The 13,023-nt window shown below is 64.1% G+C and carries 12 protein-coding genes; 11 read left to right on the forward strand and 1 reads right to left on the reverse strand.

Annotated features, from left to right (window positions below; all coding sequences use genetic code 11):
- Positions 1–437 precede the first annotated feature (437 nt).
- The 3 genes from GT748_RS12805 (at position 438) to GT748_RS12815 (ending at position 1,926) form a co-directional block, all read left to right on the forward strand.
- Entirely contained in the window at positions 438–1,064 is a 627-nt protein-coding gene (locus GT748_RS12805; RefSeq protein ID WP_044992352.1) for a DUF2812 domain-containing protein, read from the forward strand.
- 247 nt (positions 1,065–1,311) lie between these two features.
- Positions 1,312–1,530: a hypothetical protein gene (locus tag GT748_RS15610; RefSeq protein ID WP_021659196.1), complete on the forward strand. Its 219-nt coding sequence runs from the start codon at positions 1,312–1,314 to the stop codon at positions 1,528–1,530.
- 126 nt (positions 1,531–1,656) lie between these two features.
- On the forward strand, positions 1,657–1,926 hold the full coding sequence (locus tag GT748_RS12815) for a thioredoxin family protein (RefSeq protein ID WP_044992351.1): 270 nt from the start codon (positions 1,657–1,659) through the stop codon (positions 1,924–1,926).
- A 49-nt stretch (positions 1,927–1,975) separates the two neighbouring features.
- Here GT748_RS12815 and GT748_RS12820 read toward each other — a convergent pair whose 3' ends face one another.
- Positions 1,976–2,377, reverse strand: coding sequence for a secondary thiamine-phosphate synthase enzyme YjbQ (locus tag GT748_RS12820; protein WP_021659194.1), 402 nt, complete (start codon positions 2,375–2,377; stop codon positions 1,976–1,978).
- A 165-nt stretch (positions 2,378–2,542) separates the two neighbouring features.
- Between GT748_RS12820 and GT748_RS12825 the strand changes: the two genes are divergently transcribed.
- The 8 genes from GT748_RS12825 to GT748_RS12860 all read left to right on the forward strand — a co-directional run bounded on the left by GT748_RS12825 (position 2,543) and on the right by GT748_RS12860 (position 13,005).
- Positions 2,543–2,770, forward strand: coding sequence for a ComEA family DNA-binding protein (locus GT748_RS12825; protein ID WP_161213405.1), 228 nt, complete (start codon positions 2,543–2,545; stop codon positions 2,768–2,770).
- A 444-nt stretch (positions 2,771–3,214) separates the two neighbouring features.
- Entirely contained in the window at positions 3,215–3,802 is a 588-nt protein-coding gene (locus tag GT748_RS12830) for a helix-turn-helix domain-containing protein (protein WP_021659191.1), read from the forward strand.
- A 3-nt stretch (positions 3,803–3,805) separates the two neighbouring features.
- A complete protein-coding gene (locus GT748_RS12835; RefSeq protein WP_021659190.1) occupies positions 3,806–5,443 on the forward strand; it encodes an AMP-binding protein in 1,638 nt (545 codons plus the stop codon).
- A gap of 390 nt (positions 5,444–5,833) precedes the next feature.
- Entirely contained in the window at positions 5,834–8,788 is a 2,955-nt protein-coding gene (locus tag GT748_RS12840) for an N-acetylmuramoyl-L-alanine amidase (RefSeq protein ID WP_021659188.1), read from the forward strand.
- A gap of 128 nt (positions 8,789–8,916) precedes the next feature.
- A complete protein-coding gene (locus tag GT748_RS12845) occupies positions 8,917–9,777 on the forward strand; it encodes a M23 family metallopeptidase (RefSeq protein WP_021659187.1) in 861 nt (286 codons plus the stop codon).
- 30 nt (positions 9,778–9,807) lie between these two features.
- Positions 9,808–10,401 carry a site-2 protease family protein gene (locus GT748_RS12850; protein WP_143161546.1) on the forward strand — a complete coding sequence of 198 codons (594 nt, stop codon included), beginning with the start codon at positions 9,808–9,810 and terminating at the stop codon, positions 10,399–10,401.
- A gap of 110 nt (positions 10,402–10,511) precedes the next feature.
- Entirely contained in the window at positions 10,512–12,380 is a 1,869-nt protein-coding gene (locus GT748_RS12855; RefSeq protein ID WP_021659185.1) for a TIGR03960 family B12-binding radical SAM protein, read from the forward strand.
- Positions 12,355–13,005, forward strand: a complete 651-nt coding sequence (locus GT748_RS12860; RefSeq protein ID WP_021659184.1) for a TIGR03936 family radical SAM-associated protein — start codon at positions 12,355–12,357, stop codon at positions 13,003–13,005. The genes GT748_RS12855 and GT748_RS12860 overlap by 26 nt, the downstream gene beginning before the upstream one ends.
- Positions 13,006–13,023 lie beyond the last annotated feature (18 nt).

The following is a 13,023-nucleotide window of genomic DNA, read 5'->3' on the forward strand; positions in this document are numbered from 1 at the left end:
CGCCTTGAGGCGTGGCTAGTAACCTAGGGCTTTGCCCGCATATGCAGAACCACCAGCTTTGCTGGTGGGTTTCTATTTGTAGAGAACACCCCCGGCAGGGGGCAGGTACACCGACGGGAAGAGGAGGGGTGTCCGCTCCCAGAGGTCGCCGGTGTGGGGGATGGAGAGCAGGGCGTCACCGCAGACATCGTGCCATCAGCGACAGCCGACTGTCCAAGCGGCAGTACCGGGTGAACCTCTCCCGACATGTGGGGAAAGGCAATCGGTGAAATGTTCTCAGTTTTCTGGCGCGACGCCCCTGTGCAAGGCCTGTAAAAACGGCTGTACAAGATTCTTGTGCAGGACTTTGCCCGCTGGAAATCTGGCCGCCGGTGGCGAAGTGTGCTATAATGGCCCCAGAAGAACAGGGCGGGAGTGCGCCCAAAGGGAGAGAGCCGATGGAAGACAGCAAATTCATCCCCTCCGGCGGGTTTGTGCCGGGAAAAAAGCCCCGCAGAGGGGCCCAGGACGAGCTGGACATGCTCTCCTATTACAGCCAGGAGGGCTGGATCCTGGAGCAGTTCACCAGCATGGGCTTCCTCCTCAAGAAAAAAGAGCCCCAGACCACCGCCTACCTCTACGACTGCGCGGAACACACCCGGGCGGAGATGCCCGCCTATATCGCGCGCTTTGCCGGTCAGGGGTGGGAATACGTCACCTCCTGCGGGGAGGACTGCCACTTTTTTAAGGCCCCCGCGGGCACCCCTCGGCCGGAGACGGCCGGGGAGGAGGGGGAGTCGCCCTTCACCCCGCTGCCGGGCCAACCCGCCCCGCCGCCACCCGCCCCGGTGACCCGGCAGAGCGTGCAGAGCTGCCTGCGGATGAGCATCCTCTTCTGGCTGCTGGGGGTGGCGGCGCTCGTCCTCTCCGCCATGGGCAGGGTCGGCGGCATCGCGGTGTTGCAGATGGCGGCCTTGGCCCTGGCGGTGCTCTTTTTATTTGTGGGGAGCACCTACTTCCTCAACTTCCTCTTCACCCGCAGCCAGTTGAAGTCGGCAGGCAGGGGAGAGGACGACCAAAAATGACCATTGTGTAGAGTTGACCGAGCGGATGATCGGCTGTTCTGGCGGCAGTCTTCACGACATCGACCACTTTTTAAAGGTCTATGCCCTCGCCACTTCGCCAAGACCATCGGCGAGCGAGAGGGGCTGGACGGGGAGACACAGACGGCTTTGGAGGCGGTCGCTGTCCTTCACAATATCGCCTGCCCCCTCTGCCGGGAGCGGTAGGGGAACGCCGACGGCAGGTGTCAGGAGCGGGAGGACGTCTCTGTTGGCGGCTGCCTTTTTAGAGGGCAGCGGCTGGCCCCAGGCACGCATCGACCGGGTGGTCTACCCGGTCGGGTACCACCAAATTTTGCTGGAGGCGGATCACCTGGTCAACGCCGGGGAGAGCGGCTATCCGGAAGAGGCGGTCCGCAGGATGCGGGAGGTCCTCTTTCACACCCCCACCGGCACCGCTCTGCTCGACCAAATCGATTTGGCGCGCTGATTGCGGCCCCTGTATGGCGGGGGCAGAAGGAGCGCACCCTTTTATCCGAAGAGAGTTCCCCCCGAGAGGGGGAGGCGAGCCGTCCCGAGCGAGGCGGCCTGTGCAAAAAAGAAGGAGGGCTTTTTCATGCCGAAAACGGTCAAGATGATGATTTTAGAGGACTGTCCATACTGCCGTCAGGCCTTTGCAATGGAGAAGGAGCTGATTGCCGCCCACCCCGAGTACGGCCAGGTGAACATCGAGGTGATCGAGGAAAACCGCGAGCCGGAAAAGACCGAGGGCTATGACTACTGGTATGTGCCCACCTATTTTGTCGGCGATAAAAAGGTCCACGAAGGGGTCCCCACCCTGGAAAAGGTGGAACAGGTGTTCAGGGAAGCCCTGCAGGGCGAGTGAGAGTAGAGAAAAGAGGGCGGGCCAAAAGGCCCGCCCTCTTTTGTCGCCGTCAGCCCTCGATCACCTTGACGTAGAAGGTACGGCGGCGGGGGCCGTCGAATTCGCAGAAGTAGATGTCTTGCCAGGTGCCGAGGATGGGTCTCCCCTCGCTGATGATGAGGGAGAGGGAGGGGGCCATCAGGCTGGATTTCATGTGCGCGTCGGAATTGCCCTCAAAGTGGCGGTACTCCCGCAGAGGGGGGAAGGTCTTGTCCAGCCCTGTCGAGAGGTCGCGCAGCACGTCGGGGTCGGCGTTTTCGTTGATGGTGATGGCGGCGGTGGTGTGGGGGGTGAAGACGACGGCGATCCCGTCGCGCACCCCGGTCTCGCGGATGTACTCGCGCACCTGGCTGGTGATGTCGTGAAAGCTGTGCTCGCCGGTGGAGAGCTGAAAACTCTTGCAGTGGGCCATAAAAGTGACGCTCCTTTTTGCCGGAATTTGCCCCGCTGGGCCCCGCGCTGTGCTACAATACAGAAAAGGGGGCGCAAAATGGTGAGTGAGGGCAGGCAGATTCGCATTTTTTTGTCTCTGTTTCTCATTATAGTGGCGGGACTGCTGTTCTGGCAAGGGGGCAAGGTGGGAAAAGACCTGGGCCCCCTCTACGACGGGCAAAACCGGGTCAATGTCAACCTGGCCGACCGAGAGACCCTGGCCGCCGCCGAGTATGTGGACAGCCAACTCGCCGGCGACATTGTGCGCGTCCGGGAGGAGCGGGGCGCCTTTGCCAGCGACGAGGACCTGATGCGGGTGCCGGGGATCGACGAGTACAGCCTACCGGTGCTCAAAGAGGTGCTCTTTTACTAGGGGCGTCCCCCTGCGCCTTTCCCCCAAAAAAATTGGATGATTTGCTAAAATACAGCAGAAAACGAGCGGTAGAAGCCAGCGACCTTCCAAATTGGCCGGGCGGTATTGACAGCCCTCGGGCGGGGAGACTATAATGACTGCAATGACAAAGACGGAGAGAGTCCGGTGCAATGCGCCTTTCCAGAGAGCCGGCGGATGGTGGAAGTCCGGCAGAGGTTGCGCAGCGGCTAGTCACTCCTGAGTTGAAGGGCAGAAAACCGCCAGGGCGGCCAGTAAGTTCTTCCGCGTGGGCTGCGTTAACCGGTCCGGGGTTTGTTGGAACCCTGCAAAGCGGCACAGATCGTGCAATCTGGGTGGTACCGCGGGCTACTTGTACACACAAGGCTCGTCCCTATTATGGGGACGGGTCTTTTTTATTTGAGTTTTGAAACGGAGGACTGAAAGATGGACAGCAAAATTGCAGAGATCGCAGTGAGGATCGGCGTCATGCGGGAGATTTTGGGGATCAGTGCGGAGGAGATGGCTGCCCAGGTAAACGTTCCCCTGGAGGAATATATCCGCCTGGAGGGGGGCGAGAGCGACTTCCCCATCACCTTTTTGCAAAAATGCGCCGCTGTCTTTGGGGTGGACATGATCGAGCTGCTCACCGGCGAGCGGCCCAAGCTGAACATCTACACCGTGGTGAGAAAGGGCAAGGGGCTGCCGGTGGAGCGCCGCCAGGGGCTGGCCTACCTGCACAAGGCCCACCTCTTTCGCAACAAGATGTGCGAGCCCCTCTACGTGACCGCCCCCTATCTGGAGGGCAACGAGGAGCGGCCGATGATGATGAACAACCACAAGGGGCAGGAGTTTGACTACATCCTCGAGGGGAGTCTGCGCATGGAGGTGGACGGACACACCGTGACCCTGGAGGCGGGGGACAGCATCTACTACGACTCCACCTACCCCCACGGGATGGCGGCTGTCGGCGGCAAGGACTGCACCTTTTTGGCCATTGTCATCCACGGCGGAGACGAAGAAAAGGGGGAATAGGCGATGTTGGAACTCTATAAGGACTACCTGCAGGAGGAGTGGGCCGCGGACGGCTCGCTGCAATCGGTGCGGCTGCACGCGCCGGACGACTTCAATTTCGGCTACGACATCATCGACCGCATCGCCCTGGCGGAGCCCGAGCGGCGGGCCATGGTCTGGTGTGACGACTACGGCTGGGAGGAGACCTTCACCTTTGCCGACATGATGCGCCGCAGCAACCAGACGGCCAACCTGCTGCTCTCCCTGGGGATCAAAAAGGGGGACGCGGTCCTCCTTCTCCTCCGCCGGCACTACGAGTACTGGTTTTGCATCCTGGCCCTGCACAAGATCGGGGCCATCGCCATCCCGGCCACCGACCAGCTCACGGCAAAAGACATCGCCTACCGAATCGACGCGGCGGGGGTGAGCGCGGTCATCTGCACCGCCGAGGGGGAGGCGGCCGCCTCGGTGGACGCCGCGGCCGAGAAGTGCCCGACCCTGCGCACCAAGATTTTGGCCCGGGGCGAGCGGGAGGGCTGGCTCTCCTACCACCGGGAGCTGGAGCGGCAGAGCGACCAGCTGGAGCGCATCTCCAACCGCGCGAGCGACCCCATGCTGCTGTTCTTCACCTCCGGCACCACCGGGATGCCCAAGATGGTGCTCCACGATTACCTCTATCCCCTGGGGCACATCGTCACCGCCAAGGAGTGGCACCAGGTGGTGCCGGACGGGCTGCACCTCTCGGTGGCGGACACCGGCTGGGCCAAGGCCTCCTGGGGCAAAATCTATGGCCAGTGGATCATGGAGGCGGGCATCTTTGTTTACGACTACATCCGCTTTGCCCCCAAAGACCTGCTCCACCTGATTGAAAAGTACAAAATCACCACCTTCTGTGCGCCACCCACCATCTTTCGCTTCTTTATTAAAGAGGGGATCGAAAACTACGACCTCTCCTCCCTGCGGCATGTGACCACGGCGGGGGAGGCCCTCAACCCCGAGGTGTTCGACCGGTTCAAGGAGTACACCGGCCTCAACCTCACCGAGGGCTTTGGCCAGAGCGAGACCAGCCTGCTCATCGCCAACCTGCCCGGGACGGAGATCCGCCTGGGCTCCATGGGCAAGATCAACCCCCAGTACCAGATCGCCCTGCTGGGGGAGGACGGCGAGATCGTCGACCCCGGCGAAGAGGGGGAAATCTGCATCCGCACCGAGGAGGGCAAGCCCTGCGGCCTCTTCTGCGGCTACTATCTGGACGAGGAGAAGACCGCCGAAATCTGGCACGACGGGTATTACCACACCCGGGACATCGCCTGGCAGGACGAGGACGGCTACCTCTGGTATGTGGGGCGGACCGACGACGTCATCAAGGCCTCGGGCTACCGAATCGGCCCCTTTGAGATCGAGAGCGTGCTGATGGAGCACCCGGCGGTGCTGGAGTGCGCGGTCACCGGTGCCCCCGACCCCATCCGCGGCCAGGTGGTCAAGGCGACCATCACCCTCACCCGCGGCTACTCCCCCAGCGAGGAGCTGGTCAAGGAGATTCAGACCTTTGTCAAGCACCAGACCGCCCCCTACAAGTACCCGCGGATCGTGGAGTTCGTGGATGAACTGCCCAAGACCATCAGCGGCAAAATCAAACGAAACGAGCTGAGAAACCGGTAGATCCTCCCTTCGGGAGCGGCTGTAATGGCAAATGCCTTTATAGTCGCTCCCGAAATTTTTTTGCCGCTTTTCCCCCTGGAAGAGAAAAATCACAAGGGAAAGGGGAAATTCGGCCAATTCGTCTAAAAAGGGGAGAACAGCGCCGATTTTGACTATAAAGGGAAACACCATTACGCTTCTTTGCGAGCGGGACAAAAGGGCCTGCAAATGGCTTTGCAAAGCCGTTTCTGCACTGGCCGCCCTTGCCATTCGCCGCCCTTTTATTGTATGATGACTCTGGATATACCCGCTGCCGCCGGTGCGGGGGCAGCGGGAGAGACACGGGACAGCAAAGCACAGGTATCGGCCCCGCCGCTTGGCGCCGGGGCGTTTGCATAGGGGAGAGACGAGATGGGAAAGAAACTTTTGGGAGCTGCCATGGCGCTGGCCATCTTTTCGGCGGCGCTGCTTCTGCCCGGCTGGGAGTGGATCCGGGGGGAAGAGAAGGGCGACCACTCCCTGGACAGCACCTCCTTGGTGGCTGTTGGGCAGGAGGGGACGGCGGAGGAGCCGTCCGACGGCGAGCAGATTTTTTCCCGCCCGGACGAGATGAAGGCGGTCACCCTCACCCCCGGCGTCGACTATGCCGCAGGGGAAGAACTGGACGCCGACGGGGTTGCCGACGAGATCGACAGCCTGTTGGACAGCGTCAAGGAGATGGGGATGAACACGGTGCTCCTCCCCCTGCTGCGGGGGGAGAGGTCCATCCACCCCTCCCTCTACTTCGACGCCCTCCTGCCGGATACCGACCTGCTGGCCTACCTGCTGCAGGGCTGTGCCGAGCGGGAGCTCTACGCCTACCCGGTGGTGGACCTGGGGGTGCGGGCGGAGGGGGCCTCGGCCCTCCCCACCAGCGCCGAGGAGATCGCCTACATGGCCGGGCGGGCGGGGGAGATCGCCCGGGGCTACCAGTTTGCCGGGCTGCTTCTCTCGGGCTACGAGAATGCCGCCAGCGCCGCCAGCTACCAGGCCTACCGCCAGTCCGGCGGGGGCGAGGGGTTGGAGGACTGGCTGCGCCAGGGCTCGTCCTCGGCGGTGCAGGCGGCGGCCCGGCAGGTCAAGACCGACAGCCCGCAGGTGCAGTTGGGGCTGCTGGTAGGGCCGGTCTGGGCCCACGCCTCCCAGTTGGAGGGGGGCTCGGAGACGGGCCGGGTGCCTACTGCCTATTTCGACGGCTGCGCGGACACCCGGCAGATGGCGACTAGCGGGCTCTTTGACTTTTTGGTGGTGGACATGCCCTATGCCACCACCGACCCGGACGCCCCCTTTGGGGTGCTGGCCGCCTGGTGGAAGGGGGCCCTGACCGCCGACGAGGGGGCCGCCACCCCGCCCATCTACGCCCTGCTGCACAACGAGAAGGTGCTGGGGAAGGAGAGCGGCTGGGGTGCCCCCGACCAGTTGATCCGCCAGGTGATGGCCGCGCGGGAGAACCAGTTGGCGGGCTGCGCCTTCGGCTCCCTTCAGACCCTGCGGGAAAATCCCGGCAAAACCACCGACAAGCTGCTGCAGTACTACCGGGATGAACTCAACCCCAACACCATTCTCAAGGAGCTGTCGGTGGACAACCCCCGCTCCGCCGATTCGGTCACCTATGAGCCGGTGCTCACCCTCTACGGCGGGGGCGACCCCAATTTCGATTTGACCATCAACGGCGAGACCGTCCCCCTCAACGACAAGGGGCTCTTCTCGGTGGAGCGGGAGCTGAAGGTGGGGGCCAACACCTTCACCTTTGAGCACAAGGGAAAGACCGCCACCTATACCGTCACCCGCAAGGTGAAGGTGTTGCAGTCGGTCTCCCCCTCGGGCAGTGTGCGGGTGCCCGGCGGCACCTCCATCAAGGTGACGGCGGTGGCCTACGCCGGCTCTACCGTGACGGCCAGCCTGGGCGGCAGCTCGGTGCGGCTTAAGGAGGTGGAGGCGGTCGACGACAGCGGGGAGGGAACGGTGGACTCCTACAAGACCTTTGAGGGGGTCCTCCCCACCTCCGCCTCCACCGGCGACCAGAAGCTGGGGAACATCTCGGTGAGTGCCAGCTGGAGCGGCTATTCAGAAAAGATGAGCGGCGGCTCGGTGACGGTCACCGGGGCGGGGGAGGCCCCGCCGGCGGTGGTGCCCGGGGGCGGCGACTCGTCCTCCTCTTCGTCGGGGGGCAGCTCTTCTAGCGGCGGTTCTTCCAGCTCGGGGGACGCCTCCTCGACCCCCTCGGAAAACCTGCCCAAAATCAGCGGCAACTTGGCGGTCATCACCGCCTCCGACGGCGAGGCGGAGGGGTACTCCCCCTCGGTCAACTCCAACTACTCCGACCCCAGCTGTTTCCCCCTGGCCAAAGGGGCGCAGGTCTTTGTCAAGGGCGAAAAGGTCACCTGTTCGGACGCGGGCTACACCGACAGCTACTACAACCTGGGTTCCGGCACCCGGGTGGAGGCGCGGGACATCCAAATCAAGGGGCAGGCCACCGTCGACGCCAATGTGGTGCGGGGGGTCAGCTTTGCCAATACCGGCGGCGTCTTTCGGATGACCGTCTCCCAGGACTGGGCGGCCCCCACCCGCATCACCCTAGAGGGCAATACCCTCACCGTCCGCCTCTACTATAAGACCGGCTATCGGCCCCGCCTCGATCTGCCTGCCAACTCCGTCTTCTCCGCCGCCCAGTGGGTCACGGCCGAGGACGGGGCGGACGCCATTCGCTTCACCCTCAAGAGCGGGCAGTTCCGGGGACTGCGCCAGAGTTATCAGGCAAACGGCGACCTGGTGGTCGACTTCAACAACGTCCTCACCTCCCTTTCGGGGATGCGGGTCTACGTGGACCCCGGCCACGGCGGCAGCGGGGACCCGGGCGCGGTCAACGGCCCCCTGCAGGAGGCGGCCATCAACAAGGCCATCGCCGACAAGCTGGTGGCCGAACTGCAGGGCCGGGGAGCGGTGGTCAAACTGGGCAGCCGCGCCAAGGACTTGAGTGCTCGGGTGCGGGAGGCGAACAGCTTTGGCGCAGACCTCCTGGTGAGCATCCACCAGAACTCCACCACCGGCGCCAGCGCCCGGGGGGCGGAAGTCTGGTACTTTAACCCCTACTCCAAGACCATCGCCTCCACCATTTCCAGCAGGGTGGCGACGGCCAACCTCTCGGGCATCGACCGAGGGGCCAAGTTCGGGTATATGGCCGTCACCCGGCAGATGCGCTACCCGGCGGTACTGGTGGAGTGCGGCTTCCTCTCCGACGCCACCGAGGGGCAAAACCTGGCCAACGCCGCGGTGCAGGAAAAGATCGCCAAGGCCATTGCCGACGGCATCGCCGCGGGCATTTAGCAAAACAGAGATGGAAGAGGGCCCGGCAGCACCGTCTGCCGGGCCCTCTTGACGTCGGGGGCCGGTTCTGCACCCGCCCCCGCCCGCATAGGGTTACAGTGAACGAAACCCGCGGGGAGGTAAGGAAAATGGAGGATTTTCGCAATCGCAGCTACGCCTTTCGGGAGGGCCGCTCCCGCCGGGACGAGCGGGGAGAGGGGCCGGGGGGCGGATTTGTCACCCTGGTGCAGATCGTGCTGGCCGCCCTGCTGGTGGGCAGCGCCTTTTTGCTGAAGACGGCCAACCCCGAATGGTACGAGCGGCTGCGGCAGGACTACGCCGCCGCCATCACCCGGGAGGAGAGTTTGGAGGAGGCCAAGGACGTACTCTTTCAAATATACGGCGGCATCACCGGCAAGGGGGCGGGCGAGAGCGGCTCTTCTTCCGCTCCCGACGGGGGCTCGTCCGCCACCCCGCTGCCCGGCAGCTCGTCCGCCGCGCCGGGTGAGGCGGTGGAGACCATGGGCGGCCAGGGCGGCATGCAGGAGGTGCCTTACGACGACTACGACAAGACCATGACGCCGCCGGAGAACGCCTCTTACGAGCCCTATACCCTGACGGTGACCCCGCAGCTGCCGGTATCGGGTCGGGTCACCTCGCCCTTTGGCTACCGCTGGCACCCCATCACCAAGAAGCTGGACTTTCACACCGGAGTGGACATTGCGGCGGCCAAGGGCACCAAGATCGCCGCCGCCCTGAGCGGCACGGTGGCGGAGGCCGGGCAGAGCCGGGTCTACGGCAACTACATCCTCCTGCGCCACAGCGACGACCTCTACACCTTCTATGGCCACTGCGACAGCCTGCAGGTGGAGGCGGGGACGGTGGTGCGCCAGGGCGAGACCATCGGCTATGTGGGGAGCACCGGCCTCTCCACCGGCCCCCACCTCCACCTGGAGATCCGGCTGCGCGGCAAACAGGTGGACCCCCGCTGGGTATTCCCCCAGCTGTAAGGGGTGCGCTTCTCCCTGGGGAAAGCGGCGGTGCGCGTCTCGCCCCTCTACCTTTTTTTGCTGCTGTGCATCTCGGTGTTCGACTACACCGGCATCCTGCTGCAGGCCTTTTTCGCCAGCTTGCTCCACGAGATGGGGCACCTGCTCTGCCTGCTGTTGCAGCGCCGCCCCGTCTGCGCGCTGGACTTTACGGTGGCGGGCATCCGCCTGGACCGGGGGACCGACTACTGCCCCTCGCCGGCCGACATCCCGGTCTACCTGGCGGGTCCGGCGGTCAACCTGGCCATCGGCCTGGGGGCCCTCTGGCTGCTGCAGTGCCGCTTTGCCCTGCACCTGGCCACCTTGGCGCTGATCCACCTGCTGCTGGGGGCCTTTAACCTGCTGCCCATCTCCCTTCTGGACGGGGGACAGGTGCTGCTGATTTTTCTGCGGGAAAAGCTGCCGCCCCGGCGGGCCGAGCGGCTCTACTGGGCCTTTTCCTTCTGGACCTCTCTCGCCCTGCTGGGGGCGGGGCTCCTCCTCTTCGCGGCCACCCGCCAAAACGGCACTTTGGCCCTTTGCGGCGGGTACCTCTTTTACTCGGTGGTGCGGGGCCGCCAGAGGGAGGAGGGGCGGCGTCGTTAGCCGCCTTCCGCCAACCTGCCCGGCGGTTGCGGCGCGGCCAGATTTAGTGTATGATAAGTAGGCGCAAAGGGAGTCTTTGCGCCTACTTTTGATGTTTGAAGAGGAATGACATGTTAAGAGATACCATTGAACAGGTGCTGCTCAAGGTGCAAAAGCCCGCCCAGTACATCGGCGGAGAGTTGGGCAGCATCGTCAAAGACAGAGACGGGGTGGACCTTCGCTTTGCCTTTTGCTTCCCCGACACCTATGACGTGGGGATGTCCCACTTGGGGATGAAGATCCTTTACGGCCTGCTCAACGAGCGGCCCGACATCTGGTGCGAGCGGGTCTTTGCCCCCTGGGTGGACATGGAGGAGCAGATGCGGGAAAACCATATCCCTCTCTATGCCCTCGAGAGCCTGGACCCGGTGGCCGATTTTGACATCGTCGGCTTTACCCTCCAGTACGAACTCAGCTTCACCAACATCCTGAATATGCTCGATCTGGCGGGCATCCCCGTGCTGGCCGCGCAGCGGGGAGACAGTTTGGCCCCCCTCATCGTGGCGGGGGGACCCTGCGCCTGCAACCCCGAGCCGCTGGCCGATTTCATCGACCTGTTTTTGCTGGGCGAGGGGGAAGAACTGAACCTGGAGCTCTGCGATCTCTACCTGACGTGCAAAAAAGAGGGGGTGGGGAAGGGGGAGTTCCTCCGCCGGGCCGCCCAGATCGAGGGGGTCTATGTCCCCTCCCTCTACGATGTGCAATACAAAGAGGACGGGACCGTCGAGCGGGTCACCCCCCGCGAAGGCGCCCCTGCCACCGTGCGCAAGCGGATCGTCAGAGAGATGAGCAGCGCCTATTTCCCCGAAAACTTCGTGGTGCCCTTCACCGACATCGTCCACGACCGGGCCATGGTCGAGGTGCTGCGGGGCTGCATCCGGGGCTGCCGGTTCTGCCAGGCGGGGTTCATCTACCGCCCCCTGCGGGAGAAGGACCCCGGGGTCATCGACGCCCAGGCGAAGGCCCTGTGCAAAAACACCGGCTACGACGAGGTGTCCCTCACCTCGCTGAGCACCAGCGACCTGACCACCCTGGAGGGGCTTCTCGACGAGATGCTCACCTGGACCGAGGACGAGAAGGTCAGCCTCTCGCTGCCCTCTCTGCGGGTGGACAACTTCTCCAAAGAGCTGGTGGACCGCATCACCTCGGTGCGAAAGAGCGGCCTCACCTTCGCCCCGGAGGCTGGCACCCAGCGGCTGCGGGACGCCATCAATAAAAACGTCACCCAGGGGGAGATCGACCGCACCTGCGCCCTGGCCTTTGAAAACGGCTACACCGGCGTCAAACTCTACTTCATGATCGGCCTGCCCACCGAGACGATGGAGGACGTGGAGGGGATCGTCGAGACCGCCCAGGGGGTGGTGGAGCTCTACTACAAGACCAAGGAGCACGCCAAGGGCAAGGGGGTGCAGGTCTCGGTGAGCACCGCCTGCTTTGTGCCCAAGCCCTTTACCCCCTTTCAGTTCGAGCCCCAGGACACCATGGAGCAGCTGGCGCAGAAGCAGGAGCGGATGCGCGCGGTGCTGCGCAGCAAGAAGATCAAGCTCAGCTGCCACGACACCCAGGTCAGCTTTATCGAAGGGGTGTTTGCCCGGGGCGACCGGCGGCTGGGGAAGGCCATCCTCTGCGCCTGGGAGAGCGGCTGCACCTTTGACGGGTGGAGCGAGCGCTTCTCCTACGAGCGGTGGATGGCGGCCTTTGCCGAGGCGGGGCTCGACCCGGCCTTTTACGCCAACCGCCGTCGCCCCTACGACGAGGTGCTCCCCTGGGATCACCTGGACTACGGGGTAAGCAAGGCCTTCTTGGTGCGAGAGAACCAGCTCGCCCACCAGTCGGTCGCCACCCCCCACTGCCGGCAGCACTGCAGCGGCTGCGGCGCCAACAAGCTACTGGGAGGACCCTGCTTTGGAAACGATGCAAACGATACGCCTGTGGTTTAAAAAGGAGGGGCTGGCCAAGTACATCTCCCACCTGGATCTGGTGCGGTGTATGGCCCGGGCCCTCAAGCGCTCGGGGCTGCCGGTCTGGTACACCCAGGGCTTTAACCCCCACATCTACCTCACCTTCGCCCTGCCCCTCTCTCTGGGGCAGGAGAGCGAGTGCGAGATCATGCAGTTTCGCCTGGTGGAGGAGCTGCCCCTGAACGAGGTGAAGGACCGGTTGAACGCCGCCCTGCCCGCCGGGTTGCAGGTGCTCGCCGCCGCCCTGCCCCAGCAGGACCTGCAGGCGATCGCCGCCGCCGACTATCGGGTGTCCCTCGAGGGGGCGCCGGGTTTGGCCGAACGCTTTTTGGCGTTTGCCCGGCAGCCCCAGATCAAGACCCTCAAGCGCAGCAAGAAGGGCCCCAAAGAGGTGGACATCCGCCCCTTGGTCCTGGCCTGCGACGGCGAAGAGGGGGAGGGGGGCCGGGCGCTCCTCTCCCTGCGGCTGGCCGCGGGGGGGCAGCAAAACCTCAACCCCGCCCTCCTTGTAGACGCCTACTGCGCCCAGAGCGGCGAGTCGGCCAAGACCGCCTCCATCCGCCGCACCGCCCTCTACGACGGGGCGGGCGCGCCCTTTTGCTAAACTTGTCCCTGCCCTGCC

It is taken from the genome of Bittarella massiliensis (ex Durand et al. 2017), assembly GCF_009876955.1.
GTDB classification, from domain to species: Bacteria; Bacillota; Clostridia; order Oscillospirales; family Ruminococcaceae; genus Bittarella; species Bittarella massiliensis.

Excerpts from the sequence above, each read along its gene's own strand:
- GT748_RS12805 (WP_044992352.1), top strand. The coding sequence starts at position 438 with ATGGAAGACAGCAAATTCATCCCCTCCGGCGGGTTTGTGCCGGGAAAA.
- GT748_RS12815 (WP_044992351.1), top strand. The coding sequence starts at position 1,657 with ATGCCGAAAACGGTCAAGATGATGATTTTAGAGGACTGTCCATACTGC.
- GT748_RS12820 (WP_021659194.1), bottom strand. The coding sequence starts at position 2,377 with ATGGCCCACTGCAAGAGTTTTCAGCTCTCCACCGGCGAGCACAGCTTT.
- GT748_RS12830 (WP_021659191.1), top strand. The coding sequence starts at position 3,215 with ATGGACAGCAAAATTGCAGAGATCGCAGTGAGGATCGGCGTCATGCGG.
- GT748_RS12835 (WP_021659190.1), top strand. The coding sequence starts at position 3,806 with ATGTTGGAACTCTATAAGGACTACCTGCAGGAGGAGTGGGCCGCGGAC.
- GT748_RS12840 (WP_021659188.1), top strand. The coding sequence starts at position 5,834 with ATGGGAAAGAAACTTTTGGGAGCTGCCATGGCGCTGGCCATCTTTTCG.
- GT748_RS12845 (WP_021659187.1), top strand. The coding sequence starts at position 8,917 with ATGGAGGATTTTCGCAATCGCAGCTACGCCTTTCGGGAGGGCCGCTCC.
- GT748_RS12855 (WP_021659185.1), top strand. The coding sequence starts at position 10,512 with ATGTTAAGAGATACCATTGAACAGGTGCTGCTCAAGGTGCAAAAGCCC.
- GT748_RS12860 (WP_021659184.1), top strand. The coding sequence starts at position 12,355 with ATGCAAACGATACGCCTGTGGTTTAAAAAGGAGGGGCTGGCCAAGTAC.